The sequence below is a fragment of the Planosporangium mesophilum genome, from assembly GCF_016863255.1.
Classification (GTDB): domain Bacteria; phylum Actinomycetota; class Actinomycetes; order Mycobacteriales; family Micromonosporaceae; genus Planosporangium; species Planosporangium mesophilum.
This window is the reverse complement of sequence record NZ_BOON01000054.1, coordinates 17,428-43,614: the sequence shown is the minus strand read 5'-3', so window position 1 is coordinate 43,614 and position 26,187 is coordinate 17,428. Positions and strand designations below refer to the sequence as shown.

The following is a 26,187-nucleotide window of genomic DNA, read 5'->3' as shown; positions in this document are numbered from 1 at the left end:
CCCCCCGTCACTGGAAGAGCGAGTAGTTGTCGACGCCCGGCCCCGGCTTCGCCTCGGTGCCGTTGCCCAGCAACGCCATGTACAGCGCGCCGGTCTGGGCGACGTGCACCAGGCGCTGCGCCTGGTCCTGCGTGACCGCGACGGTGACCAGCACCGTGGTGGTGTCGCCGGACTGGCCGCCGCTGGTCGCACCGCTACCGCTGGTCGCGCTGGCGCTCGGGGCCGGCTGCGGCCCGACCTGGGCGCCGGGCGTACCCCGGCCGCCGATCGCGAGGATCTGCACCTTGGGCAGCAGCAGGCGGGTCGCCTGGTTGTAGTCGTGCGCGGTGGCCAGCCCGTCGCCGGACGGCACCGGGCCGCCGCTGCCCTTGCCCTCGGCCACGGCGTACGTGTCGAACACGGCCACCGTCGAGCCGGGCCGCACGTAGCCGGCGACCTGAGCCGGCGTCCGCACGGACACGCTCACCGCCAGCATCCCGTCCGGGATCGGTAACCCTCCGTTGTGGACGGACGGTACGTCGAAGGCGCCACGGAGCAACAGTTGGCGGGGCTGCAGGTCGGCGGTGACGGCGAGCGCGGCGAGCGACGCGTCGATGTCGCCGAGCGCGTCGGCCGGCACGGTGGCCGCCGGCACGGTGACCACCTCGGTGTACCCGCCCGACTTGATCGCCTGGCCGGTCGTACCGGCCGGGATCTGCTTGCGCGCGACCAGTACCCGCACCGCCTTTTGACCGGACAGCGCCCGCTCGTCGGCGGCGCCCACGTACACCAGGACCGCGACGCAGCCGACCGCGGCCAGAACGAGCGCGACGGAGGCGGCGAGGATGCTGCGTTTCATCGGATTCGCGACATCGGACCCCCGGCACAGGCCGTGGGCGCGATCGCCGCTCCCTCCCTTCGTGGTCATGTCGTGGGTGGCCGGCTGAGCGCGGTCCACGGTTACCTCATCGGCGGGCAACGGGTCGGCTGTATGCAAACGTCAAGATTGTCCGGATAGCGGGTCGGCCCTCCAGCGGGTTGCTCAGCCCACGAGCTTGAGGATGTTGGTGCCGTAGTTGACCGTTCCGAAGCTGCCGACGTCCGGCAGGATGGCCGTGGTGAAGTAGCCGTACAGGCACTTCTCCGAGCCGCTGCACAGGGTGCGGCCGGTCAACCAGGAGGGCTCGGACGTGCCGGGCAGGGCGTAACCGGTCAGCACGAACGACGAGAACCCCGACAGGTGGTAGGTCGTATTCGAACCGTTGCCCTTGATCCCGTCGTAGATGGGGATGAGCACCGGGCGGTGCGTGGTGTGAAGATCCTGGAGCACCACCTTGCACGTCTTCGAGGCGGAGACGCCGGTGTTTCCGCCGTAGCTGCCCGACGCCGAGACCGTGGCGGCGCAGTCGCCGCCGGTTTCGTCGAGCCAGCCGAAGCCGCCGGGAGCGTCCCAGCCGGACGGCCCGGCCGGACAGGTGCTGCCGTCCTTCGGGTCGTGCAGGTAGATGACCCCCTCGGCGCTGGTCGGCGGCACCGTACCGGGGCGCCAGTAGGTCGGCGCGCCACCGGTCATCTCGTTCCACTCGCAGGTCGAGACCGTGACGGCGAGGCCGGTCGCGTTGAGCGGCGGCCCCCACGCGACCCGGGCACACGCGGCGAGGCGCTTGCCCTGGTACCCCTCGTGGCCCGGCAGCGCCCGGGCGAACGTGGGCGGCAGCAGGGTCGACCCGTCGGCCTGCTGGGTCGCGGTCCGCACCTCGGCGTAGTTGCCCGCGGTCGGCGGGCCGCCCATGCAGTCGGCCCGGGTGCCCACCGGTGGCGGGCAGACGGGCAGCCCGTTGGCCCGCCCACAAACGGCGGTCACCGCACTGACGCCGTCCTTGGCGTTGCCGTTGGCGTACGCCGACGCGGCGACGGCCTGGTCGCCGCAGGCTGACGGGTTGCGCACACAGTTCTGCGCGACCGCCATCGCCGCCGCGTCGGCCCCGCTCTGCAACTGCTCGCGCTCGGCGTAGAACTGGCCGACGTCGATCGCGATCGCGCCCGCACCCAGCAGCACGCCGCCGCTCAGGACGACGGCGACCAGGACGGCCACGTTCCCCCGGTCGCGGGAGCGGGGATCGCGGAGTCCGGCCCCGCACAGCCGGGAGACGTGGGACCGGAAGGCGGCGCTCAGCCGACGCACGGCATGATCCCCTTCCCGGTGAGCGTCACGGAGCTGCCGACGGCGCCGCCGAACATCGGGGCGAGGGCGGCGAGCGGCGTGGCGAAGGTGAACTGAACCCTGGTGGTCACGACCGCGTCGGCCGAGGCCGAACCGGTCGCCGGGCAGGCGACGTCGGTGTGGGTGACCCCGCGGAGGTTCGTCGTGGCGGCCTGTACCCGGGCGTCGGCGCTCTGATGGAGCGCGACGGCGCGGGCACCCTCCCGGGCGGCCTCGGTGAGAGTGATCTGCGTGTTGAGCATCCGACCGAAGTCGATGACGCCGAACACGACGAACAGCAGCAGGGGTAGGACCAGCGCCATCTCCACGGCCGCGGCACCCCGGTCGCGGTGGGCAGGGTGCCGGCCTGCCCGGTCGTGCTCCGTCTGGTGGGTACGGGCAGGGCCGGCCACCGCGCGGCGCGCGACGACCGGCCCGCCCGTACGCGTCACAGCTTGCCGGCGATCTTCTCGAACAGGCCGGACAGGTTCGTGCCGACGAGGGCCACCATGGTGATGATGGCGACCGCGATCAGGGCGACCATCAGGCCGTACTCGACGGCCGTCGCACCCTCGTCGCGGGTGGCCCGTACCGCCAGCGCCTTGGTCATAAGCTTGTTCATCAAGACCTCCGGGTCATCGGTTCGCCACGCTCGGTGGCCCTGTAACCACAATGCGTTAGTGGTAGGGGTCACGCCGTAGGCAGGTAGGGTGCGTTTCGCTCCGCCAGCCGGCTGACACGTCCCCCGACCGACCGACACCCGAGGCGCACCGTGCGTGGGTCACAGCTCGGCGACGACCACGTCCAGCTGTCCGGGCCCGCGCTCCTCCACGGTGTACTTGAGGTCGCGCAGCGCCGTCAGCAACTCGGCCGGGCTTGCCGGCTCGGCGCCGGCCACGGCGAGGTCCCGCACCAGCCGACCCTTGGTGGCCTTGTTGAAGTGGCTCACCACGGAACGCTTGGCGACCCCGTCCACCACCCGCTCGTGGATGACCCGGACCGTGACGGCCCGCTCGGCCGTGCCACCCCGCGGCGTCCACATCGCGGCGTACGCGCCCGAGCGCAGGTCGAGCACGAGCCGGTCACCGGCGGCCGCCGTAAGCTCCGCCGCCATGGCGCGCCGCCAGTACGTGCCCAGCGGGCCCACCTCCGGCAGCTTCACCCCGATGGAGCACCGGTACGGCGGGATCCGGTCGCTGAGCCGCACCGCGCCCCAAAGCCCGGAGAAGACCAGGACCGAGCGCTCCAGCAGGTCGTACCCGCTCGGGCTCAGCGCGGCCAGGTCCAGCGCGTCGTACAGGACGCCGGTGTAGATCTCCCCGGCCGGCGCCGCGGCGGCCTCGCGCAGCCGGGCGTTGCGCCCGACCTCGCCGGCCTGGCCGACGCTCAGCCCGAGGACCTGGCGGGCGTGCTCGTCGTCACCCCCGGCGCACAGCGCCACCAGCGACTCCAGCACGCGTTCGCGCACGGGCGTCAGGTCGGGCAGGGACAGCGCACCCGGGTCCAGCGGGCTCCCCGACCCGGGCGTGGCTTTGCCCTCCGACGGCGGCAACAGGATGAGCACCGGTACGACCCCTCTCTCCAGCGTCCGCTCAGGGTACGGACGCCCGAGTCGAGGACGGCGCTCAGCGCGCCGGGGTGAGGTGCCGGTCGCAGGTCCCCTGCTCGTCCGCGGTCGACTTGGTGCCGTCCGGGCAGACGACGTTGCTCCACACGACGCTCTTGAGCTTCGCCCTGTCCAGCCTGGCCCCGCGCAGGTTGGAGTCGTAGAACGACGCGCCGGCCAGTTCGGCGCCGCGGACGTCGGCGCCGCCCAGGTCGGACCGGGTGAAGCCCGCCGCGCGCAGGTTCGCCGCTCCCAGCTTGGACCGTTGCAGGCCCACGTCCTCCAGGCGAGCGCCCCTCAGGTTCGCCCGGCGCAGGTCGGCACCCTCCAGCTTGACCCCGGTCAGGTTGGCCGACTCGCCGACCGCGTCGGTCAGGTCGGAGCCCGACAGGTTGACGTGGTTGAGCCAGAGCGTCTGTAGCTGGGCACGGTGGAGGTTCGCCCGGCTCAGGTCGGATTCCTGGATGGAACCGCTCAGCGTCGAGCGCTCGAGATTGAGGCACGGCAACTGCTGCTGGCTCAGGTCGACCCCGGCCACCGCCCGCCCCGACAGGTCCGTGGCGTGCGGGCAGCTGCGGCCGTGGTCGGAAGGGCTACCGCTGGTGAGGCTGCGGCTGGCGAGAAAGACCAGCAGGATCGCGACCCCGACGAAGTACGCCACCCGCCAGCGCACCGGCACGCGCTGGACGGACCACGACGCCTTCCTCGCGCGGGCCGAGACGGGCCCGAGCCTCGCGCGCACCGAGGCGGACACGGATCCCGCGCGTACCGAGGGCACAAGACGATTGTGGCGCGCCCCGGCCGGTTCGGGGCACCTTCATCCCGGAGGGTGCCCCTTCTCCCGACGGGTCAGGCCGGCTGGGCCGGCCCAGTCCGCTAAGCCCGCTTAGCGGGCTGGGCCGGGTCGCGCCACAGCGGCCACATGGCCGGGTCCGGGCCGCCCGGTACCGCGAACGGTTCGCCCAGGTCGACGTACCCGTTTCTCAGGTACAGGTCGCGGCTGCGCAGGCTGCTCGCCTCCAGGTAGGCCGGGATCCCCTCCCGGTCCAGGTAGGCGTGGCGCGCGTCGAGCAGCGCGGTGCCGAGTCCGGCGCCCTGACCGGCGGGGGCGACCGCGAGCAGCGCGAGATGCTCGTGCGACCGGCCGGTCGGGTGGGCCCGGTGCATCGCCTCGTCGAGGAGCCGGAACCGCTCGGTGTACGGGTCGCAGGCCGCAGCGACCCGGGCGTCGTAGTCGGGGATGTCCGGCACGCCCTCCGGGGCGTCGGAGAACCACACCGCCACCGCGTCCAGCCGGTCGGTGGTGTGCACCGTGCCGTGCTCGATGCCGTGCTCGACGAAGATCTGGAAGTCCGGTGGCAGCACCCGCCTGCGCTCGGCCGGATCGGGCACCATCCAGCGGCAGACCGCGAGGTCGTGGAAGGCGTCGGCGATCACCTGTGCGAGCGCCTTCGCCTCGCCCGGGCGGGCGCGGCGGATCGTCGTCACGGCCATCAGCGGCTCACCGCCTCACGAGAACCGTGGTCGGTCCCGGCCAGCACCCCGGCGGCCTTGGCGCCCAGGCCGACCACCCGGTACGCATGCGGCCTGGACGCCCTCATGGCGAGCGCCCAGAGCAGACCCGCGACCGCGACGACGCCGTACGCCAGCGGCAGTTGCCAGCGCAGCCCGGACGTCGGCTCGACACCGAGCAGGTTGGCGTAGTTGGCCAGCGCCTGGTAGATCACGTAACCGAGGCCCAGCAGCGCGAGGACCGGTGAGAGCAGCCAGGTCCACGGGTTCTCACCGCGGCGGTCGCGGCCGAAGTAGCAGACCACCGCGAGCGAGGTGGCCGTGATCAGGAACAGGATGCCCAGGCCGCCCGTGGTACCCATCCAGAAGAACAGCCGCACCAGCGGATCCCAGCCGGCGACCGCGTAGGCCACGATGACGACCAGGCCGACGACGCTCTGGGCCAGCGAGGCGGCCTGCGGCGCCCCGGAGCGCGCCCGGGTACGGCCGAAGACCGCCGGCAGTACCCGTTCCCGGCCGAGCGCGAAGGTGTAGCGCGTCACGGTGTTGTGGTAGCTCAGCGCGCCGGCCGCGATGCTGGTCAGCAGCAGGGCGTGGGCGACGTCGACGATCCAGGCACTGTTGAGGTGCCCCGCGGCGGTGTTGAAGATCAGGTCTGGGCCCTGCTGCTTCGCGGCGTCCACCAGGTTGGCCGGCCCGATCGTCACCGACGCCGCCCAGGAGGTGAGGGCGTAGAGCACGGTCATGACAGCCAGGCCCAGGAAGGTGGCCGCGGCCACCGTTGTCCCCGCGCGCTTGGCCTCCTCGGAGAAGACCGGCGCCGCCTCGAAACCGACGAAGGCGGTGATGCAGGTGACCAGGACCGCGCCGACCGCCGGCCCGCTCAGACTGCTCGGCGTGAAGGTGTCCACAGTGATCGACCCGCCGTTCGGGTTCGCCAGGAACACGACGTCGAAGACGACCACGACGACGATCTCGGCGGCGAGCAGGACCGCGAGGACGCGGCTGTTGACCTCGACGCGCAGCAGTCCCATGATCGCCACGAACAGCCACAGCGCCAGCGCGAGGACCCACCACTCGACGCCCAGGTCGAACTTCGCCTTCAGCAGGTCCGACAGCGCCGCACCGAAGACGCCGTACAGGCCGACCTGCATCATGTTGTACGCCAGCAGCGCGACGAACGACCCGGCGACGCCGAACGGCTTGCCCAGCCCCTGCGCGATGTAGCTGTAGAAGGCGCCGGCGTTGGTCAACTGCCGCGACATCGCGACGTAGCCGAAGCTGAACAGGGCCAGGACGGCCGCCATCAGCACGAAGCCGAGGGGGAAGCCCGTGACGCCGATGGCGCCCCACGCCGTGGTGACCAGCGCGCCGACCACCATGAGCGGCGCGGCTGCGGTCAAGGCGAACATGATGACGGACAGCACGCCCAGCCTGTCACGGGCTAGTGCCTGGGACACCGCGCTCGGTCGCACGGATGATGTCGCGGACATGGTTCCTCCAGGGGTACGGGGGTCCGACGCTCGGTTCTCGCTGTTCCAGAGGCGGTGCTGTTCCAGAGGCGGTGCTGTTCCAGAGGCGGTGCTGTTCCAGAGGCGGTGCTGTTCTAGAGGCGCTGCGCCAGTACGGCATCGCCGACGGCCTCCTCCACGGTTGCCACGAGGTCCCGGAACGGCGGCGGCAGCGACCTGACCGCGGCGTGCACCTGCTTGACGCTCGCCGGGGCGCCGTCCCACAGCACGTGCCTGGTCAGTCCGGTCGCCGCGGCCAGCCCGATGACCGTGGCGTCGGCGACGTACATCGGTTCCGCACCCGTGAGCACCCGCCGCAGCCGCAGGACCCGCGCCGCCGGCAGGTTCAGATCGTTCACCAGGTACCGGTTCACCGTCTTCAGCAACCGCCTGCTCTGGGTCTGCCGCATCACGCCGGCGCGGACCAGTCGCTGTCCGACCGACTCGACCGCGGTCCGCCCCAGATAGCTGAGCCAGGTGCGTACCTCACGGTGCTCCGGCTCGGAGGTCACCGTGGCGAGGGTGGTGTGCGCGAGGGCATCCGCCGGCGGGTCCCACCGGACCACCGACAGCAGCGCCCCCTCGACCGTCACGCGCCGCTCGAGCACCAACTCACCGAGCATCGCGCCGGCGAGGCCCAACTCGACGGCTCTGGGTGACAGCCGCGGCCTCGCGTCGCGTTCGTCGTGGGCGAGTAGGAAGAAGTCGTCAGCGAGCAGCATCCGGAAGCTCTCCTACTTCAGGTTGATGCCGCTGACTACCGTTGCCGCCACGCCGTCGCACCGTCCGGAAGACGGAAAGGCGAATCGTGATCAATAGATCTCAATTGCGCATGCGTCTGACGCACTTTCCCATCCCATCCGTGGCCCGGGGTTCGTGACGCAGTCGGTTGGGCGTGAATAATCTCGACGCTCCGAGCGGAGATCATGCACGGGGCTATTACCTCGACGCAACCCCGTCCAGGTAGCTCGCGAAGAATGGCATTGTCGCCCTCGGACGCCGTCCTTGGTAAACCTTCTGCCGGACGGAAACTGCTCCACTATGGATGGGTACGGCGACGCCGCGGCCGGCACTCTCCCGACCGCGGCGTACCGGAGCCCTGAGCACCTACCGGAGCCGGCGCAGCGCCAGCTCGGCGAGCAGGGCGGAGCCGTCGGAGAGCACGCTGTCGTCGAAGGCCGCGAGCGGCGAGTGGTTCGACGGCGCGGCGTCCGGGTCGTCGGTGACGCAGGCGCCGAGGAACAGGTACGCCCCGGGAACCCGGTCCAGCACCCGGGAGAAGTCCTCCGAGCCGGTCATCGGGAAGGCCATCTCCTCGAACCGCTCCTCCCCGAACACCTCCCGCACGGTGTCGGCGACGAATTCGTGCTCGGCCGCGTGGTTGACCGTCGCCGGGTACTCGGTCTCGTACCGCACCTCGACCTGCAGGCCGTGGGCGGCCGCGATGCTCTGGCAGAGCTGGATGGCGTGCTCGCGTACCTGCTCGCTGGTGGACGGCGTGAACGTCCGGACGGTCGCCTCGAACGTCGCGTCGTCGGGGATGATGTTGCGTTTGGTACCGGCGTGGAACTGGCCGACGGTGAGCACGACGGGGTCGAACACGTCGAACCGCCGGGTCACCATCGTCTGCAGGGCGCTGACCATCTCGCACGCCACCGGGATCGGGTCGAGCGTGGACTGCGGCTTCGAACCGTGCCCGCCGGCGCCGACCACCCGGACGAACAGCCCGGCGGAGGCGGCCATCAGCGGGCCGGGACGGGACGCGAACACGCCCCGGGCGAACTGCGAGGAGAGTACGTGCAGCCCGTACGCCGCGTCGACCGGGCGACCGGCGGCCGAGAGCACGCCCTCGGCGATCATGTGGCCGGCACCGTCCATGCCCTCCTCGCCGGGTTGGAACATGAAGACCACGTCGCCGGCCAACTCGTCACGGCGGCCCGCCAGCAGCCGGGCCGCGCCGACCAGTCCGGCCGTGTGCAGGTCGTGACCGCAGGCGTGCATGACGCCCTCGTGGCGCGAGGTGAACGGCACGCCTGTACGTTCGGTGACCGGCAGCGCGTCCATGTCACCGCGCAGCAGCACCACCGGCCCCGGCCGGGCACCGCGCAGCACGGCGGTGACCGAGGACAGGCTGGCGCCGGTGCTCACCTCCAGCGGCAGGGGCTCCAGGGCCGCGAGGACCATTTCCTGGGTACGCGGCAGGTCCAGGCCGATCTCCGGAATCTGGTGCAGCTCACGCCGCAGTACCGCGAGCTCGTCCTGAAGCTCCTTCGCGTCCTCTCGCAGGCCCATGGATCTCCTCACCGAAACTGGTCACCGGCCCGCCAGACTACGCCCCGGGCACCAGCGGCCGGGAGCGTTATCGCCTGGCGACCGCTCAGGCCAGCGATCGGATGTTCGCGGCGCCCATGGTGCCCGAGGACACGGTGGCCCAGAAGGCGCACTGGTGGCGGGCGTCGAAGTCGTACCCGTTCACGCGCCGCCCGAGATCCAAGGTCAGCACGGTCGGATGGGCGGGGCGGAACGGCTGCCAGCGCGGCGCGGGCCCGCCGTTGGGGTCACCACCCGCGGCGAAGCGGGTCCAGTACGACAGCATCTGGTCGGACAGGCGCAGCTGGGCCGGGTCGAGCGGCAGCCCCTGGAACCGGAACAGGTACGGAAGCTCGGCGGCGTGGTAGGCCCCGAGCGGGAAGCCGGGCGTGACGCCGTACAGGTTGGGCGCGGTGCGGTCGGCGAACTCGTAGCCGTACGTGCGCGTGGACCGCGCCAGGGACCGGTTGAGATCCCACGTCGGGCAGGCGAACAGGGAGTCGGTGAGGACGGCGCCCAGCGCCAGCCGGTAGTCCTCACCGTACGCCGAGCCCGGGTACCGGGCCTGGACCCGCGGCGCGTCGGCGCCGTACAGCCCCGTCAGGACGGCCGGGTAGGTCGCGGCGTTGAGCGGGACTCCCCCGGCCTCCGTGAGCGCGGCGAAGATGGTGCCCTCGTCCAGGTTGGAACCGGCCATGGTGGGCACCCGGTGGTACGCCCCGGACGCGATCGCGCTTGCGGGATCGACCGGCAGTACCGGGGTCCCGGTGGTGGGCGCCCAGGTCTCGGAGTCGCCCGTCGCGTCGAGGACGGCGCCCGCCGGGCGGGTGCGTAGGCAGGCCGGTACGTCCGGCCGGCCCTGGCAACCGGTCGCCGTGGCGAACCGCTCACCGGCCGCCTCGGCGTCGGGCAGCGTACGGGGCAGCAGGTTGCAGGGTCCGCTCTGCACGATCGCGCGGGAGAACAGCCCGCCGGTCAGCGGCGAGGCGAGGTGCGCGCAGACGCTGACCCCGCCGGCGGACTCGCCGAAGATCGTGACCCGGCGCGGGTCACCGCCGAAGGCCGCCGCGTTCGCCCGTACCCAGCGCAGCGCGGCCTGCTGGTCGAGCGTGCCGTAGTTGCCCGAGCCCAGCCGCCGGTCCTCTCCGGACAGCGCCGGGTGGGCGAGGAAGCCGAACGCGCCGAGCCGGTAGTTGACGGTCACCACCACGACGCCTCGGCTGGCCAGGGCCGACCCGTCGTACGGGTTCGCCGAGCCGGCCGTGAAGCCGCCGCCGTGGAACCAGACCATCACCGGGCGGTCCGGGAGCCTGCTGGCAGGGGTGTACACGTTGAGGTACAGGCAGTCCTCGTTGGTCACCCGAGGCTGGTGCAGCTCCGGGGACCCGGCCTGGGCGCACTCCGGACCGGGTACGGTCGCGTCGCGCGCCCCCGTCCACGGCGCGGCCGGCCGGGGCGCCCGCCAGCGCAGCTCCCCGACCGGGGGCGCGGCGAACGGGATGCGGTGGAACGCGCGGCCAGCGTCGGTGACGCTGCCCCGTACCGCGCCCTTGTCGGTGACCACCACCGACCGGTCGGCGGCGGCGATCGCCGGCGTGCTCAGGCTGAGCGGGGTGACCAGGGCACCCAGCAGGGCGCCGATCAGGGCCAGTCGCGGTCGCGGCATCGGTTTCTCCAAGGCTGCGTGCGGTGCGGAGCTGTGCCGGTGTGCGCCGGGGCCGATACAACCGCGACCCGGCCCCCGCCTCACCGCATCATAGTTGTCGATGCGTCGAGGCGGGGGCTGAAATACCGGTGTATCAGTCGGCCGTTGCGTGGGTGGGATCGCCTCAGCATGATCAGGGTATGAACGATGCAGTCGACCTCGCCGATGCCCTCTCGAGCTTCGACGAGCCATGGGCGCCTCGTACGATTGCCGTGTTGAACGACTACGACGTCCGGGTGGTCAAGACCACGGGGGAGTTCACCCGGCACAGCCACCCGGAGACCGACGAGTTCTTCCTCGTCCTGCGCGGATCGTTGACCATCCGGATGGAGGCCGGCGATGTCATGCTGGGTCCCGGACAGCTGTATGTGGTACCTCGCGGTGTGCCCCACCAGCCCGTGTCCGCCGACGGAGCCGAGGTCCTTCTGATCGAACCGAGCGAGACCGTGAACACTGGTGACACCCCGAGTGAGCTGACGGCCGAGCGTCGTCACGTCTAGTCATGGCTCACCGAGTCCCGCCCGGCGTCCTCGGGTGAGAAGGGAAGGCTCATGTCGGTTCTGGTCGCGTTCTCCGTCACCCCGCTGGGCGTCGGGGAGAACGTCGGCGAGATCGTGGCCGAGGCGGTACGGGTTGTCCGGGAATCCGGCCTGGCCAACCGCACCGACGCGATGTTCACCCTGGTCGAGGGCGACAGCTGGGACGAGGTGATGGACGTGGTGAAGCGCGCGGTGGAGGCGGTCGCCCGCCATGCGCCGCGGGTGAGCACGGTGGTGAAGGTGGACTGGCGGCCGGCTGTGACCGACGCGATGACCGGCAAGGTGGAGTCCGTGGAGCGCTACCTCGGCGCCCCGGACGTCGAATAGCACGCCGGGCCGTGGGGCGGCGAAAGCCGTACGCGGGTAACGTTTCCGCCTCCGGGTAGCTGCCGGGGCAGGTTCGCCCCGTGACACTCCAGCCCGAGGTGATCATGAGAAGAGGATTGCCGGCGGTGGGCGCCCTCCTCCTCGCGCTCATCGCCAGTCTCGTCGTCGCGCCGCCCGCGCACGCAGCGGCCGGAATGCGGGTCAAGAACGGCCGGCTCGTCGAGGCCAACGGTCGCGAGCTGGTCCTGCGCGGCATCAACCACGCGTACACCTGGTACTCGCACCAGAACGGCTCGTTCGCGGCCATCAAGGCGGCCGGAGCGAACACGGTACGGCTGTCGCTGGCCATCGGGCAACGCTGGAAACCGGCCAACACCGCCGCCGACATCGTCGGCGTCATCGCGCTGTGCAAACAGAACCGGCTCATCTGCGTCGTCGACGCGCACGACACGATGGGGTCCGGCCAGCAGACGGGGGCCGCCACGATGGACCAGGCCGTCGAGTACTGGATCAGCGTCCGCGACGCGCTCGTCGGGCAGGAGAACTACGTCATCCTCAACATCGCCGACGAGCCGTTCGGCTACAACCACTACAGGACCTGGACCGAGGACACGATCAAGGCGGTCCGGCGGCTGCGCGCCGCCGGCTTCCAGCACACGCTCATGGTCGACGCGCCGGACTGGGGTCAGGACCAGTCCTTCACCATGCGGGACAACGCGGCGAAGGTGCTGGCCGCGGACCCGACCGGCAACCTCGTCTTCGACGTACACATGTACGGGGTGTTCAACACCGCCGCGAGGGTACGCGCGTACATGCGCTCGTTCGTCGACCGGCGGCTGCCGCTCGTGGTCGGCGAGTTCTCGGACAACCACCCGTACGGCAAACCCGCCGACGACGCCGTCATGGCGTACGCCCAGCAGTACCGGCTCGGGTTTCTGGGCTGGTCGTGGAGCGGCAACACCGAGGCGGCCTACCTCGACATGGTGCGCAACTTCAACCCCACCCGCCGTACCCCCTGGGGGGTCAGGTTCCTGACCGGCGTCAACGGGCTGCGGGCGAACGCGCGGGAGGCGACGATCTTCGGCGGCACGGACGGCGGTACGGACGACGGTACGTCCAGGAAGCGGTGGAGGTGGTCGGACCTGTGGCCGTGGTCGATGTCGCAGGCGACCGCGGCCCGCGCCTTCCCGGCCTGGCCGACCTCCCCCGGCGCTGTCGGCGTCAGCCCGACCACCCCGCCGCTGGCCGCGGCCCTGCTGTCCCGGGACGGCACCCACCGCGCCGCCGCCCTCCAGCGGACGACCCCGGACGGCGTCTGGGTGTTCGGGCCCCGCTAGTGCGCGCCGATTCGTTGACGCGGGCTAAGTAGGATCTCACCTCATGGATACACGCACCGGACCGTACGACGCGATGCTGGCCGAGACCGTCGCCTTCACCGGCCACGGCGGGGACGAACTGGAGGCCTACCTCGCCCGGCCGCTCGACTCCGAGCCGCGCGGCGGCGTGGTGGTGATCCACCATATGCCCGGCTACGACGAGGCGACAAAGGAGATCACCCGCAAGTTCGCCGCCCATGGATACCTGGCGATCTGCCCGAACCTGTACACCCGCGAGGCGCCGGGCGCCAGCCCCGACGACGCGGCCGCGGCAGCCCGGGCCGCCGGCGGCGTACCCGACGAGCGCCTGGTCGGCGACGTGGCCGGAGCGGCCGCGTACCTGCGCTCGCTGACCTCGTCCGACGGCTCGGCTGCTTCCAACGGCAAGGTCGGCGTGATCGGGTACTGCTCCGGTGGCCGCCACGCCTTCCTGGCCGCGTGCAACCTGCAGCTCGACGCCGCTGTGGACTGCTACGGCGCGTTCGTGGTCGGCGACCCGCCCGAGGGCTTCCCGCTCGCGGTCACGCCGCTGGTCGACATCGCCGACCGGCTGTCCTGCCCGCTGCTGGGCCTGTTCGGGGCCGAGGACAGGTACCCGTCGCCGGAGCAGGTCGCCGAGCTCGATGAGATCCTCACCAGGCTCGGCAAGGAGCACGAGTTCCACACGTACGACGACGCCGGGCACGCGTTCTTCGCCGTCGACCGGCCGAGCTACCGGCCGCAGGCCGCCGTCGACGGCTGGAACCGGGTCTTCGACTTCTTCGGCCGCAACCTGAGCGCCTGAGGGGAGCGAGCGACCATGTGCACCTACGTCACCGAGAAGATCGAGGTCGACGGCAGCAGCGGCAAGGGACCGCAGGGTTGGTTCCCGCTCAGCCACGCCACCGTGTACGTCGACCACCCGGTACACGCTCCGCAGGAGCACACCCTCAACATCGACTTCATCAATCCGGCTGCCGGCCCGGCGGCGCGGGTGGCGGTCGAGCTGACCGAGGAGTCGGCGCTGGCGTTGATCGACGCGATCCGGGCGGCGCTCGCCAGCGCGCCTCCCGGCCTGGCCAGCGCCGGCCAGCACCGGTAACGGACCGGGCCGGCCGGAGGGTCCTAATCGGACCACGTGTACAGGTGCTCCGGCCGGCCGCTCATCCCGTACCGCAGGTTCATCCGGGCCGAGCCGGCCTGCGCCAGTGCGGCGAGGTACCGCTGGGCGGTGGCACGGGCGATGCCGAGCCGGGCGGCGATGTCGGCGGCCGACCGTGGTTCGCCCGCTTCCCGCAGTGCGTCCGCCACCAGCCGGAACGTCACCGCCGACTGGCCCTTCCGAGCGACCGGGTGGTCGCCGTCGTGCAGCACGCGCAGGGCCCGGTCGATGTCGTCCTGCGCCAGGCCACGGTCGCGCGCCAGCTGCGAGCGGTAATGCCGGTATGCGGTGAGCCGGTCGGTCAGCTGCTCGGCGGTGAACGGCTTGACCAGGTAGTTGAGCGCACCCCGGGTGAACGCGGTGCGCACCGACACCGCGTCGGACGCGGCGGTCAGCATGATCGCGTCAGTGTCGAGGTCGCGCAGCAGGTCGAGCCCGGACTCGTCGGGCAGGTACGTGTCGAGCAGCAGCAGGTCGGGGCGCTCGGCCCCGACCAGGTCGCGCGCCTCCTGACCGGTACGCGCCGTGCCGACCACCCGGAAGCCGGAGACCCGCTCGGTGAACGCCCGGTGGATCTGCGCCACCCGGAAGTCGTCCTCGACGATCAGTACCTGAATCATGGACGTACCTCCAGCACGCCGGGCATCTGAGCGGTGAAGACGGCGCCGTCCGCGGTGTCGGCAGGATCCGTGGCCCCGGGATCGGTACCGCCGGGGTCGGCCAGCCGCACGTCTCCCCCGCCGCCGCGGGCGGCGCTGCGGGCCAGGGCCAGCCCCAATCCGCGACCGGCGCCGTCCCGGCTGCTCACCCCCTCGGTGAAAATGGTGTTCCGCAGCCGTTCGGGTACCCCGTCGCCGGAGTCGGCGACCGAGACGTGCAGGGTGTCGCCGTCGGCGAGCAGGTCGACCTCCACCCAGGCGGGGCGGCGCGCGCCGAGCCGGGCGGCTTCGAGAGCGTTGTCGACCAGGTTGCCCAGCACGGTCGTGACCTCGACCGGCTTGACCACGCGGCCCTGTACCCAGGTGTCGTGGCCCAGCCGCAGCGTCACGTCCTTCTCGCGCGCCTCGGTGGTCTTGGCCGCGAGGAAGGCCTGGAGGTACGGGTCGGTGAGCGACTCGGCACCGGGCCCGACCGCGATGCCCGGACCGGACAGCGCGTGCAGGTACTCCACCGCCTCGGCGTGATGGTTGGTCTGCAACAGGCCGGCGATGGTGTGCAGCCGGTTGGCGAACTCGTGACGCTGGGCGCGCAGCGCGTCGGTGAGGTTACGGACCGAGTCCAGCTCGCGGGTGAGGGTCTCCAGGTCGGTGCGGTCGCGCAGGGTCAGGACGAGCCCGAGGCTGCGGCCGTCGCGGTCGACCGGGCGGCGGCCCACGACCAGTACCCGGTCGCCGGCGACGGTGATGAGGTTGTCGGCCGGCCCGGCGCCGTCGAACGCCGCCCGTACCCGGGACGGCAGCTCCAGGTCTGCCACCGGCGTGCCGGGCACCACCTCGATCCCCAGCAGCCGCCGCGCCTCGTCGTTGCAGACCGAGACCCGGCCGGCGCTGTCGACGGCGAGGACGCCCTCGCCGATCCCGTGCAGGACGGCCTCCCGCTCCTGGACCAGTTCGGCGAGTTCGTGCGGTTCGAGCCCGAGGGTCTGGCGTTTGAGGCGGCGGGTGAGCAGGGCCGACCCGGCGGCGCCGAGCAGCAGGGCGCCCACCGCGTACGGGGCCGCCAGGCCGAGCAGGTACCACAGGTGCGCCCGGATGTCCTCGATCCTGAAGCCGACGCTGACCTCGCCGACGATCGCGCCGGCGCTGTTGCGCAACGGCACCTTGGCCCGGCTGGACCAGCCGAGGGTGCCCTGCTGGACGGTGAGGACGTCGTGACCGGCCAACGCTTCGGACGCGTCGGTACTCACCCGCTGACCGATGAGCTCCGCGTTCGGATGGGACAGCCGGATTCCGTCGCGGTTGGTGACGACGACGTACAGCGCGTGGGTCTCGTTGTGGACGGCGTCGGCCCGGGCGGCCACGACGCCGTTCGGGTCGTCGCGGGCCGCCTCGTCGCCGATGCCGGGGTCGGCGGCGACGCTGCGGGCCACCACCAGGGCGCGCTGCTGGTACTGCTTGACCAGTTCGTCGTCGAGCAGCCAGCCGACCAGCGCGAACCCCACCCCGACGACCAGCGCGACCACGCCGATCTGCAGCAGCAGGACCTGGCGGGCGAAGGGGATCCGGGGCGCTGCCATGTCCGGACGATACTGCCCCACCCTGCGGGGCCCAGCGCCGCGAGCAAAACGAGCAAAACGGCGTTAACGCGAGTTGGGTGAGCAAGCTCCACAAGGGTTCACCAGCGTCGATCCGCAGCCTACGGTCATCGCCTTAACCAGACGGTAATGAATTGGACACATTGGACGGAGGAAACGGGCGATGACCGACGACCCCGTGATCCGCCTACGGGGAGCGACGAAGCGCTTCCGGGGCGCCAGCGGCGTGCACACCGCCGTGCACGACCTGACGATGGACGTGAGACCCGGCGAGTTCGTCGCGGTAGTCGGGCCGACCGGCTGCGGCAAGTCGACCACGCTGTCGCTGGTGTCGGGACTGGAACCGGCCTCCGCCGGTGAGGTCCTGGTCCGCGGCGAGCCGGTGCGCGGCATCCCCGCCGGCGTCGGGTACATGTTCCAGCAGGACGCGATCCAGCCCTGGCGCTCGGTACTCGACAACGTCGCCGCCGGCCCCCGCTGGCGGGGTACGCCCAAGGCGCAGGCCCGGGAGCTGGCCCGCGGCTGGGTCGAGCGGGTCGGCCTCGGCGGGTTCGAGGGGTACTACCCGCACCAGCTCTCCGGCGGCATGCGCAAGCGCGTCGCGCTGGCCCAGACGCTGGTCAACGAGCCGGAGATCCTGCTGATGGACGAGCCGTTCAGCGCGCTCGACGTGCAGACCCGCGGTCTGATGCAGGACGAGCTGCTGCGGCTGTGGGCCGGTAGCGGCGCCGCGGTCATCTTCGTCACCCACGACCTGGAAGAGGCGATCGCGCTCGCCGACCGGGTCGTCGTGATGACCGCCGCCCCGGCCACCGTCAAGGCCTCCTTCGACGTACCGCTGGCCCGGCCCCGCGACGTCGAGGAGGTCAGGCTGACGGCCGAGTTCCTCGACATCTACCGCGAGGTGTGGGACTCGCTGCGCGAAGAGGTCGCCCGCTCCCGCGAGCAGGCGGTCAAGGCGGAGGGAGGCCGTCGTGTCGCATGACGCTCCCGACGCGGGCGCCGCGATGGCGGCGGCCGCTCAGATGACCGCGCTGCGTACCCCGTCCGATCTCGACAACGCCGCCGCGATCGCCGCGGCCGGCACCGCCAGCCGGCGCCGGCGCGCCGTGGTCTGGACGGTACGGGTGGCCGCGATCGTCGCCTGGCTGGTCAGCTGGGAAGTGTCGGCCACGTACTGGATCGACCCGTTCTACTACTCCAAGCCGTCGGCGATCTGGCACCGGCTGGTCGACTGGTTCACCAAGGGGACCGCCCAGGGCTCGATCTGGACGCAGATCGCGGCCACCCTCGAAGAGGCGGTGATCGGCTTCGTCCTGGGTGCGATCCTCGGCGTCGTGCTGGGCATCCTGCTCGGCCGCAGCCGGTTCCTGTCGGACGTGTGCGCGCCGTTCATCAAGGCCGCCAACGCGGTACCGCGCATCGTGCTCGCGTCGCTGTTCGTGATCTGGTTCGGGCTGGGCATGTCATCGAAGATCGCCACGGCGCTGGTCCTGGTGTTCTTCGCGGTCTTCTTCAACGCCTTCCAGGGCGCCCGCGAGGTCGACCGCAACCTGATCAACAACGCCCGGATCCTCGGCGCGAGCCGCACCCAGGTGCTCACCTCGATCGTCGTACCCAGCGCGACCTCGTGGATCCTCGCGTCGCTGCACGCGGCGTTCGGCTTCGCGCTCATCGGCGCGGTCGTCGGCGAGTACACCGGCGCCGACAGGGGCCTGGGCCTGCTCATCGCCACCGCACAAGGCTCTTTCGACGCCGCCGGCATCTACGCCGGAATGATCATCACCACCGTCATCGCGCTGCTGGCCGAGTGGCTGCTCGGCGGCCTGGAGAACCGGCTCCTGCGCTGGCGGCCGCCGGTGGCCGGCGCCGAAGCGCAGATCTGAACCGTCACGAAAGGACACCCCCATGAGAAGAACGCGTACCGCACTGGCCGCCGCCCTCGCCCTGACCACCGCCGTCGGTCTCACCGCGTGTCGCGGCACGGCCCCCAGCGCCGACAGGAGCGGCGCCGCCGACACCACGACCCAGGCCAAAATCATGGTCGGCGGTATCGACAAGGTCATCTACCTGCCGGCCAAGCTCACCGAGCAGCTCGGCTACTTCAAGGCCGAGGGCCTCGACGTCCAACTGCTGACCGAGCCGGCCGGCGCGATCGCCGAGAACGTCCTCATCTCCGGCGACGTCCAGGGCGTCGTCGGGTTCTACGACCACACCATCGACCTGCAGACCAAGGGCAAGTGCATCGAGAGCGTCGTCCAGTTCGCCGACGTGCCCGGCGAGGTCGAGATGGTCGCCACCGACAAGGCGCAGGAGATCAAGAGCCCGGCCGACTTCAAGGGCCGCAAGCTGGGCGTCACCAGCCCCGGCTCGTCGACCGACTTCCTCACCCAGTACCTGGCGACCAAGGGCGGCCTGGGCAAGTCCGACTACACCACCGTCAAGGCCGGTGCCGGACAGACGTTCATCGCCGCGATCACCAACGGCGGCATCGACGCCGGCATGACGACCGACCCGACCGCCGCGCAGCTCGTCAGCACCGGCAAGGCGCAGGTCATGCTCGACATGCGTACCGAGGAGGGCACGAAGGCGGCGCTCGGCGGCCTGTACCCGGCCAGCTCGCTGTACATGGACTGCGCCTGGGTGAAGGCTCATCCGCAGGTGGTCCAGAAGCTGGCGAACGCGTTCGTCAAGACGCTGCGCTGGATCAAGGGACACAGCGCCGAGGAGATCGCCGCGAAGATGCCGGCCGACTACGCCGCCGGCGGCAAGGACCTGTACGTCAAGGCGGTCCACGACACGATTGGCATGTTCAACGGCGACGGCGTGATGAAGCCCGAAGGCGCGAAGAACGTCCTCGAGGTGCTCAGCCAGTTCTCGCCGAACGTGCAGGGCAAGAAGGACACGATCGACCTGTCGAAGACGTACACGACGCAGTTCGTGAGCAAGGCGCCGGCCGCCTGATCTCCTCGATCTTGGACAGTTGTGCGACCTATGGGTGGCACAACTGTCCAAGATCGCGCTCGATCAGCCGTTCGTGGTCTCAGCCGTTTCTGGACAATAGGGACGCCCGACGGCGCAGCCACGCCGACTGCGCTACGTCGTACGAGCTGTTCGGCGCGCTGTCGAACGCGTCGAGAATCTCCCCCAGCTGAGCGCGCAGGCCCCGGTCGACGATGACATAGGCCATCGCGAGCTGTGGCTTCCCGGTCACCCACCAGCCCTCGGCGCCGGAGCGGATGAACTCGAACAGGTGGTCACGGTCCAACATCGCCCTCAGTTCGGGGATGGCCACCCGGTCGAGCTGCTCGCTCAGCACGAGGCCGCAGGCACCGGCAGAGGTGGCGTCGTGGACCTGCCAGCCGCCCCGTACCGGCGTGGGACGATCCTCGGGCGGGTCGAGCCGGCGGCGTAGCAGCCCGTCACTCTCCAACGGGGCCACGCGGCAGCCTTGCAGGAAGATCTGGGAACAGTACTCCCACCAGGCCGCCGGCAGGACCGCCAGGTTGACGAAGAAGGGCACCTCATCGGTGGAGGTCCACTGCGACTTCTGGACGTTGACCACCGCGATGTCGCCGTGGGCGGCCGTCAGGCGCCAGGTACCGGAGGACCTTCTGAACCCGGCGCTGCGCAGTACCGGATCGATCCGCTTGTCGAGCATGGCGTGGAAGGCGTTTCGTGCTCCCATGCCGATCCCGCCCCCTTCCGTAATCGCGGAAAGTCCGCGTCGTTCTGGCTGCACGAGGTTTCCACGATCAGGAGGTTCTCGTATGCCCGGGTTCAATCCCGGTACGCGGTCTCCCGGGCGACCACCTGGAGGGCGGTCGACCAGTCTCCGGACCTCAGCGCCCGCCGCATCTCGGGCCGCGTGACCACCTCGCGCGGCACCTCGATCACGGCAGGCTGCCGATACGTCGAACCGATCGACCAAGATCCGATGCCCGACCGACCCGACCGCCGCGCAGCTCGTCAGCACCGGCAAGGCACAGGTCATGCAAGACATGCGTCGCGCCCCTGCTCCTTTTCGTGACGGGTCGGTACGGTTTTGTGGGCGTCCGGTATGGAAGCCTGCCGGGTGGATGCCGTGGCGGTTCCCGTCGCGCACCGGAGCGCGGATGTGCAGGCTGCCGTGGCTCGGGTCTTGGCGTGGTCGCCGGGTCCGACGCATATCCGGGTGCCACCGTCTCGCCGCGCTCGGTGGGTGGCTGTCGGTAAGGAGCAGCAGTATGAGCGGGAATTACGGATGGTTCACCTACGGCCGCAATCCGAGCGGCAAGGTCTGGCAGTGGACCATTACGCGCGCGCCCGACGATCCGCCCATTGTGGTGTGGCGGGTGGACGACACCACCTGGATTGTCGACGACGACGTGAACGACCAGTGCGCGCTACTCAACGGCTTCAGCGAGGCCGAGGTGGAGGCAGCGCTCATGTTCGCGCGAGCGCTCATCTGGATTCCGGCGGGGACCGAGTACGTGTTCAGGGAGTTGGGGGCTGCTTCATAACGGCCGGGTACTGCTCACCGGTCGGCACGGCCGGGCCGGCGCTCGGATCAGTTCCAGGTCACCGGCAACCGTTGCAGACCGTGGATGAACGAGTCGCGCCGCACGGCGACCTCCTCCTCCGGTACCGCCAGCCGCAGGGTGGGCAGCCGCTGCGCCAGCGCGACCAGCGCGATGCGCAGTTCGGTACGGGCCAGCGGCTGGCCGATGCACTGGTGCGCCCCGTACCCGAACGCGATGTGCTGCTGGGCGTCGCGGTCGGCGTCGAACCGGTCGGGCTCGGTGAAGGCCTCCTCGTCGCGGTTGGCCGCCGACAGCAGCGCGATCACGCCCTCCCCGGCCCGGATGTGCTGGCCGCCGATCTCGATGTCGGCGACGGCCAGCCGGGGCAGCCCGGTGCGTACGATCGTCAGGTACCGCAGCAGCTCTTCCACCAGCGCCGGGGCCCGGTCGGGGTCGTCGGCGAGGGCGGCGAACTGCCCGGGGTGGTGCAGCAGCACGAGGGTACTGAGACCGATCATGTTCGCGGTGGTCTCGTGGCCCGCGACGAGCAGCAGCAGCGCCATGCCGACGATCTCGTCGTGGTCGAGCGGGCCGCCGCGCGTCCGCCCGGCGGCCAGCCGCCCGAGCACATCGTCACCGCCGTCGCGGCGCTTGGCCGCCACCAGCCGGCTCAGGTAGTCGCGCAGGTCGTCGGCGGCCGCCTGGGCCTGCTCCACCGTGCTGCCGCTGCTGAGCAGCACCCGGGTCCGGCTCTGGAAGAAGGCGTGGTCGTCGTACGGCACGCCGAGCAGGTGGCAGATCACCATCGAAGGGACCGGCAGGGCGAAACGCGCGACCAGGTCGGCCGGTGGCCCGTACCCGATCATGTCGTCCAGGAACCCGTCGACGGTCCGCCCGATCAGCGGCTCCAGCCGCCGGACGCTCTTGAGCATGAACTCGGGCGTGAGCATCCGGCGGTACCGTCCGTGCTCGGGCTCGTCCATCCGGATGAAGAAACCGGCCCGGTCCCGGTCGCGCGCCGGCGGCAGCGGCCGCAGCAGCGGGAAGCCGGGCCGGGAGATGTCCGCGCTGAACCCCGGATGCCGCAGCACCTCGCGTACGTCTGCCAGGCGGGTGACCAGCCAGGCCCAGCCGCCGGTGGGCAGCACCACCCGGCTGACCGGCGCTTCCGTCCGCCCGTGGTAGTCCGGCGGGTCGAAGGCAGCGCGGTCGGAGTCGCTGAACGGGAACAGCGGAAAGTCGGTGACGGTCCCTGCCATGTCGACGCCCCCTGGTGACGACAGTGCGGATCCTTCCACGCTACCCGCGAAGGAGGGCGGTGTCGGGCATCGCCCGACACCGCCACCGGTCGCCCGGTACCGCAGCCTCAGCGGGCGCTCACTCAACGGGCGCCTAGTAGGTGCTCCACCGCGAGTTGGGTCAGGTGTACCGCCCCGAGCCCGCGGGCCCCGGCGGCGTCGGCGTCGAACTCCTCGTACGCGCTGCGGTCGGCCAGCAGGTCGGCGTAGGACTCCCCCTCTGCCAGGGTGGGCTTCGACAGCTCACCCACCCGGCTCGCGGTCAGCGCGGCCTGCACGTCGGGATCGGCCCGGAACGCCGCCGCGCGCTCCTTGAGCAGCAGGTACGTGCGCATGTTGGCGGCCGCCGAGGCCCACACGCCGGTGATGTCCTCGGTACGGGCGGGCTTGTAGTCGAAGTGCCGGGGGCCGGTGTACGCCGGGCCGCCGTCGGGGCCGTTCTCCAGCAGGTCGACCAGGAAGAACGCGTTGAGCAGGTCGCCGTGGCCGAAGACGAGGTCCTGGTCGAACTTGATGCCGCGCTGCCCGTTGAGGTCGATGTGGAACAGCTTGCCCTGCCACAGCGCCTGGGCGATGCCGGCGGCGAAGTTCAGCCCGGCCATCTGCTCGTGGCCGACCTCCGGGTTCACGCCCACCATCTCGGAGTGTTCCAGCTCCGAGATGAAGGCGAGCGCGTGGCCGACCGTGGGCAGCAGGATGTCGCCGCGCGGCTCGTTGGGCTTGGGCTCGATCGCGAACCGGATGCCGTACCCGCGGTCGACGACGTACTGCGCGAGCAGGTCGATCCCCTCGCGGTACCGGTCGAGCGCGGCGCGGATGTCCTTGGCGGCGTCGGACTCGGCGCCCTCCCGGCCGCCCCAGAACACGTACGTCTCCGCGCCGAGCTGGGCGGCCAGGTCGAGGTTGCGCATGACCTTGCGCAGCGCGTACCGGCGGATGTCGCGGTCGTTGCTGGTGAACGCGCCGTCCTTGAAGACCGGGTGGGTGAACAGGTTGGTGGTGACCATGGGGACGACCAGGCCGGTCTCCGCGAGGGCCTCGGAGAAGCGGGCGATCTGCTTGTCCCGCGCCGCGTCGTCGCTCCCGAACGGGATCAGGTCGTCGTCGTGGAAGGTGAGCCCGTACGCGCCGAGCTCGGCGAGCCGGTGCACCGACTCGACCGGGTCCAGCGCCGGCCGGGTCGCGTCGCCGAACGGGTCCCGCGCCTGCCAACCGACGGTCCACAGGCCGAACGAGAACTTGTCTTCCTTGCTTGGACGGGCACTGCTGGGGCTCGCGGTCATGGCGTCTCCCTGTGATCTTTTGTTTATCCATTGAACTTATTGATGCGCGGCACTACCGTCAAGGCCCGTGGACGGACCGGTACGCCAGCGCAGCCTCTGGCAGCACAACCTCGCCCTGGTGCTGCGGCACGTGGCCACCTCGGCGCCCGTCTCGCGCGCCGAGGTCGCGGCCGCGACCGGCCTGACCCGCGCCACGGTGTCCAGCCTCGTCGAGGACCTGCTGCGCGCCGACCTGGTCGCCGAGGTCGAGCCCGCACCACGCGCCGGAGCCGGTCGCCCGGCCACCGGTCTGGTCCTGTCAGCCGGCGGGCCGGCCGGGCTGGGGCTGGAGATCAATGTGGACTACCTGGCCGCGGCCGTCGTCGACCTGACCGGCGCGGTCCGCCACCACGTCGTGCACCGGGTCGACCAGCGTGACCGGCAGCCCTCCGCCGTACTGGCCGACGTGGCCCGACTGGCCGCCGAGACCGTCGGCGGCGTCGACCTCACCGTGGCGGCCGCCCGGCTCGCCGTACCCGGCCTGGTGGACGGCGACGGCCTGGTACGGGTGGCGCCGAACCTCGGCTGGCGCGACGTCGACGTGGCGGGCCCGCTGGCGGCGGCCGAGCACTGGCCGGGCCTGCCGGTCAGCGTCGACAACGAGGCCAACCTGGGCGCGCTCGGCGAACTGGCCGCAGCGCCGTCGGCCAGCTTCCTGTACATCTCCGGCGAGGTCGGGGTCGGCGCCGGCCTGGTGCTCGACGGCACCCTGTTCCGCGGCGCCCACGGCTGGAGCGGCGAGATCGGCCACGTCACGGTCACACCGGACGGCCCGGTGTGCCGGTGCGGTGCGCGCGGCTGCCTGGAGCGGTACGCCGGACAGGAGGCGATCATGCGGGCCGCGGGCCTGGACGGTGGCCGGGAGCCCGTGGCGCTGGGGCGACTGGTCGACCTGGCCGAGGCCGGCGACCCGACCGTACGCGACGCTCTGCGCGCAGCGGGCACGGCGCTGGGCATCGCCGCCGCCGGCGTGGTCAACCTGCTCGACGTCGACGCCGTCGTCCTGGGCGGCACCTTCGCCGCCCTCGCCGGGTGGCTGCACTCGGATGTGGAGCGTGAGCTGCGCAGCCGGGTGCTCACCGCGCGCTGGTCACCGGTCGAGGTACGCGCCTGCGCCCTGGGCCCGGCCGCGACGGTCATCGGGGCGGCGGGTGCGGTGGTACGCGACATCCGGACCGCGCCGGCCGCCTGGGCGGGCGCCGTCCACTGAACCCGCAGCCCGGCGCCGCCCGTTGAGCCACGTATGCCGGGGTCGTGGCGTTTTCATGACCGCGGATGACCCGCCGGCGTCAGTAAGGTTTCCGAATTGTTATCGCCGGCAACAAACTCGCGCCCCTCGGACCATTGCGCGGCAGTGCCGTATGGAAATACGTTGCCGGGCACAACAAACCATCAGCGGGCGGTTTCGCCGGCCATGGCCGGTCGGATTCCCCGTACCCGCACCCCCCCAGCGCCGCTTCCCGCGGCAGTCCGCTCGAAAGGACCTGTGCCCATGCGCAGAGGGATTCTTGTCCTCGCCGTCGCGGTCGCCGCGGCCGGCGGGGTGGCCGCCTGTGGCAACAACTCGTCATCCAACAACTCGGGCACCTCGGCGAAGAAGCCGAAGATCGGCGTGATCCTGCCGGACAGCAAGTCGTCGGCCCGGTGGGAGACCGCGGACCGCAAGTACCTGAAGGCCGCGTTCGACGCCGCCGGCGTGGACTCCGACATCCAGAACGCGCAGAACGACAAGAACGCCTTCCAGACGATCGCCGACCAGATGATCACCAACGGCGCGACCGTGCTGATGATCGTCAACCTGGACAGCGGCACCGGCAAGGCCGTCATCGACAAGGCCCGGTCGCAGGGCGTGGCCACGGTCGACTACGACCGGCTGACCCTCGGCGGCGGCGCCGACTACTACGTCAGCTTCGACAACACCAAGGTCGGCCAGCTCCAGGGCCAGGGCCTGGTGAAGTGCCTGACCGACAAGGGCGCGCAGAAGCCGGTCGTCGCCGAGCTCAACGGCTCGCCGACCGACAACAACGCCACGCTGTTCAAGAGCGGCTACGACTCGGTGCTCAAGCCCAAGTACGACGCCAACGAGTACGTCAAGGGCCCGGACCGCGACGTGCCCGAGTGGGACAACACCCAGGCCGGCACGATCTTCGAGCAGATGCTGACCCAGAAGCCCGACATCGCGGGCGTGCTCGCCGCCAACGACGGCCTCGGCAACGCGGCGATCACGGTGCTCAAGAAGCAGAAGCTCAACGGCAAGGTACCGGTCACCGGCCAGGACGCCACCGTCCAGGGTCTGCAGAACATCCTCGCCGGCGACCAGTGCATGACCGTCTACAAGGCCGTCAAGAAGGAGGCCGACGCGGCGGCCGACCTGGCCATCTCACTGGCCAAGGGCACCAAGAAGAGCGTGCCGGGCAAGGTAACCGACCCCACCACCAAGAAGGACGTTCCGTCCGTGCTGCTGGACCCGGTCGCCATCACCAAGGACAACGTCAAGGACGTCGTCACCGACGGCTACGTGACCGCGGCCGACCTGTGCACGGGTGAGTTCGCCGCCAAGTGCGCCGAGGCAGGCATCAAGTAGCCGGACTCCGGCTCTAGT

Annotated in this window: 27 protein-coding genes; 11 read left to right on the top strand and 16 right to left on the bottom strand. The window is 71.1% G+C overall.

The features are described 5' to 3' along the window. Positions 1-7: 7 nt before the first annotated feature. From cpaB to Pme01_RS25855, 11 genes are all read right to left on the bottom strand, one after another. On the bottom strand, positions 8-838 hold the full coding sequence (cpaB, locus tag Pme01_RS25905) for a Flp pilus assembly protein CpaB (protein WP_168115791.1): 831 nt from the start codon (positions 836-838) through the stop codon (positions 8-10). A gap of 183 nt (positions 839-1,021) precedes the next feature. Next, positions 1,022-2,164 carry a pilus assembly protein TadG-related protein gene (locus Pme01_RS25900; protein WP_168115790.1) on the bottom strand — a complete coding sequence of 381 codons (1,143 nt, stop codon included), beginning with the start codon at positions 2,162-2,164 and terminating at the stop codon, positions 1,022-1,024. Next, entirely contained in the window at positions 2,152-2,634 is a 483-nt protein-coding gene (locus Pme01_RS25895; RefSeq protein WP_203935865.1) for a TadE/TadG family type IV pilus assembly protein, read from the bottom strand. The genes Pme01_RS25900 and Pme01_RS25895 overlap by 13 nt, the downstream gene beginning before the upstream one ends. Further along, positions 2,631-2,804, bottom strand: coding sequence for a Flp family type IVb pilin (locus Pme01_RS25890; protein ID WP_168115789.1), 174 nt, complete (start codon positions 2,802-2,804; stop codon positions 2,631-2,633). The genes Pme01_RS25895 and Pme01_RS25890 overlap by 4 nt, the downstream gene beginning before the upstream one ends. A gap of 159 nt (positions 2,805-2,963) precedes the next feature. After that, positions 2,964-3,746: a peroxide stress protein YaaA gene (gene yaaA, locus Pme01_RS25885; RefSeq protein ID WP_168115788.1), complete on the bottom strand. Its 783-nt coding sequence runs from the start codon at positions 3,744-3,746 to the stop codon at positions 2,964-2,966. Positions 3,747-3,807: 61 nt separating this feature from the next. Next, a complete protein-coding gene (locus tag Pme01_RS25880; protein WP_168115787.1) occupies positions 3,808-4,566 on the bottom strand; it encodes a pentapeptide repeat-containing protein in 759 nt (252 codons plus the stop codon). A 98-nt stretch (positions 4,567-4,664) separates the two neighbouring features. Beyond that, entirely contained in the window at positions 4,665-5,282 is a 618-nt protein-coding gene (locus Pme01_RS25875) for a GNAT family N-acetyltransferase (protein ID WP_168115786.1), read from the bottom strand. Next, positions 5,282-6,793: an APC family permease gene (locus Pme01_RS25870; protein ID WP_168115785.1), complete on the bottom strand. Its 1,512-nt coding sequence runs from the start codon at positions 6,791-6,793 to the stop codon at positions 5,282-5,284. The genes Pme01_RS25875 and Pme01_RS25870 overlap by 1 nt, the downstream gene beginning before the upstream one ends. A gap of 113 nt (positions 6,794-6,906) precedes the next feature. Then, positions 6,907-7,533, bottom strand: coding sequence for a GOLPH3/VPS74 family protein (locus Pme01_RS25865; RefSeq protein WP_168115784.1), 627 nt, complete (start codon positions 7,531-7,533; stop codon positions 6,907-6,909). Between the two features lie 385 nt (positions 7,534-7,918). Then, positions 7,919-9,103 carry a M20 metallopeptidase family protein gene (locus Pme01_RS25860; RefSeq protein ID WP_168115783.1) on the bottom strand — a complete coding sequence of 395 codons (1,185 nt, stop codon included), beginning with the start codon at positions 9,101-9,103 and terminating at the stop codon, positions 7,919-7,921. 85 nt (positions 9,104-9,188) lie between these two features. Then, a complete protein-coding gene (locus Pme01_RS25855; protein ID WP_168115782.1) occupies positions 9,189-10,787 on the bottom strand; it encodes a carboxylesterase/lipase family protein in 1,599 nt (532 codons plus the stop codon). A 254-nt stretch (positions 10,788-11,041) separates the two neighbouring features. Here Pme01_RS25855 and Pme01_RS25850 point away from each other — a divergent pair, with 254 nt between their 5' ends. The 5 genes from Pme01_RS25850 (at position 11,042) to Pme01_RS25830 (ending at position 14,149) form a co-directional block, all read left to right on the top strand. Further along, on the top strand, positions 11,042-11,326 hold the full coding sequence (locus Pme01_RS25850; protein WP_239088465.1) for a cupin domain-containing protein: 285 nt from the start codon (positions 11,042-11,044) through the stop codon (positions 11,324-11,326). A 51-nt stretch (positions 11,327-11,377) separates the two neighbouring features. After that, on the top strand, positions 11,378-11,692 hold the full coding sequence (locus Pme01_RS25845; RefSeq protein ID WP_168115780.1) for an MTH1187 family thiamine-binding protein: 315 nt from the start codon (positions 11,378-11,380) through the stop codon (positions 11,690-11,692). 104 nt (positions 11,693-11,796) lie between these two features. Further along, positions 11,797-13,029, top strand: a complete 1,233-nt coding sequence (locus tag Pme01_RS25840; RefSeq protein ID WP_168115779.1) for a glycoside hydrolase family 5 protein — start codon at positions 11,797-11,799, stop codon at positions 13,027-13,029. 43 nt (positions 13,030-13,072) lie between these two features. Next, positions 13,073-13,852 (top strand): dienelactone hydrolase family protein, encoded by a 780-nt coding sequence (locus Pme01_RS25835; protein WP_168115778.1) that lies wholly within the window; start codon positions 13,073-13,075, stop codon positions 13,850-13,852. A 15-nt stretch (positions 13,853-13,867) separates the two neighbouring features. Continuing rightward, entirely contained in the window at positions 13,868-14,149 is a 282-nt protein-coding gene (locus Pme01_RS25830; RefSeq protein ID WP_168115777.1) for a DUF6295 family protein, read from the top strand. Between the two features lie 23 nt (positions 14,150-14,172). On the opposite strand, the gene Pme01_RS25825 is transcribed toward Pme01_RS25830, so the two are convergent. Together Pme01_RS25825 and Pme01_RS25820 are read right to left on the bottom strand one after the other, a co-directional pair. After that, positions 14,173-14,829, bottom strand: coding sequence for a response regulator (locus tag Pme01_RS25825; RefSeq protein ID WP_168115776.1), 657 nt, complete (start codon positions 14,827-14,829; stop codon positions 14,173-14,175). Then, positions 14,826-16,445 (bottom strand): sensor histidine kinase, encoded by a 1,620-nt coding sequence (locus Pme01_RS25820; RefSeq protein WP_203935864.1) that lies wholly within the window; start codon positions 16,443-16,445, stop codon positions 14,826-14,828. Before Pme01_RS25820 ends, Pme01_RS25825 begins: the two co-directional genes overlap by 4 nt. 181 nt (positions 16,446-16,626) lie before the next feature. Between Pme01_RS25820 and Pme01_RS25815 the strand changes: the two genes are divergently transcribed. Genes Pme01_RS25815 through Pme01_RS25805 form a run of 3 tightly spaced genes read left to right on the top strand, consistent with a single transcriptional unit; the run spans position 16,627 to position 19,427 of the window. Beyond that, on the top strand, positions 16,627-17,448 hold the full coding sequence (locus Pme01_RS25815) for an ABC transporter ATP-binding protein (RefSeq protein WP_168115775.1): 822 nt from the start codon (positions 16,627-16,629) through the stop codon (positions 17,446-17,448). After that, positions 17,438-18,349, top strand: a complete 912-nt coding sequence (locus Pme01_RS25810; protein WP_239088464.1) for an ABC transporter permease — start codon at positions 17,438-17,440, stop codon at positions 18,347-18,349. The genes Pme01_RS25815 and Pme01_RS25810 overlap by 11 nt, the downstream gene beginning before the upstream one ends. A gap of 22 nt (positions 18,350-18,371) precedes the next feature. Continuing rightward, positions 18,372-19,427 carry an ABC transporter substrate-binding protein gene (locus tag Pme01_RS25805; RefSeq protein WP_203935863.1) on the top strand — a complete coding sequence of 352 codons (1,056 nt, stop codon included), beginning with the start codon at positions 18,372-18,374 and terminating at the stop codon, positions 19,425-19,427. 79 nt (positions 19,428-19,506) lie between these two features. Here the strand turns inward: Pme01_RS25805 and Pme01_RS25800 are convergent, their stop codons facing one another. Next, on the bottom strand, positions 19,507-20,151 hold the full coding sequence (locus tag Pme01_RS25800; protein WP_168115774.1) for a DUF4304 domain-containing protein: 645 nt from the start codon (positions 20,149-20,151) through the stop codon (positions 19,507-19,509). 538 nt (positions 20,152-20,689) lie between these two features. On the opposite strand from Pme01_RS25800, the gene Pme01_RS25795 reads away from it, so the two are divergent. Next, the gene (locus Pme01_RS25795) at positions 20,690-20,965 is read left to right on the top strand and encodes a hypothetical protein (RefSeq protein ID WP_168115773.1); all 276 of its coding nucleotides are present in this window, start codon (positions 20,690-20,692) and stop codon (positions 20,963-20,965) included. 47 nt (positions 20,966-21,012) lie between these two features. On the opposite strand, the gene Pme01_RS25790 is transcribed toward Pme01_RS25795, so the two are convergent. Together Pme01_RS25790 and xylA are read right to left on the bottom strand one after the other, a co-directional pair. Continuing rightward, on the bottom strand, positions 21,013-22,224 hold the full coding sequence (locus Pme01_RS25790; protein ID WP_168115772.1) for a cytochrome P450: 1,212 nt from the start codon (positions 22,222-22,224) through the stop codon (positions 21,013-21,015). A 122-nt stretch (positions 22,225-22,346) separates the two neighbouring features. After that, positions 22,347-23,546, bottom strand: coding sequence for a xylose isomerase (gene xylA, locus Pme01_RS25785; protein WP_168115771.1), 1,200 nt, complete (start codon positions 23,544-23,546; stop codon positions 22,347-22,349). A 67-nt stretch (positions 23,547-23,613) separates the two neighbouring features. Between xylA and Pme01_RS25780 the strand changes: the two genes are divergently transcribed. Together Pme01_RS25780 and Pme01_RS25775 are read left to right on the top strand one after the other, a co-directional pair. After that, the gene (locus Pme01_RS25780) at positions 23,614-24,795 is read left to right on the top strand and encodes an ROK family transcriptional regulator (protein ID WP_168115770.1); all 1,182 of its coding nucleotides are present in this window, start codon (positions 23,614-23,616) and stop codon (positions 24,793-24,795) included. 282 nt (positions 24,796-25,077) lie between these two features. Then, positions 25,078-26,169, top strand: coding sequence for a sugar ABC transporter substrate-binding protein (locus Pme01_RS25775; protein ID WP_168115769.1), 1,092 nt, complete (start codon positions 25,078-25,080; stop codon positions 26,167-26,169). Positions 26,170-26,187 lie beyond the last annotated feature (18 nt).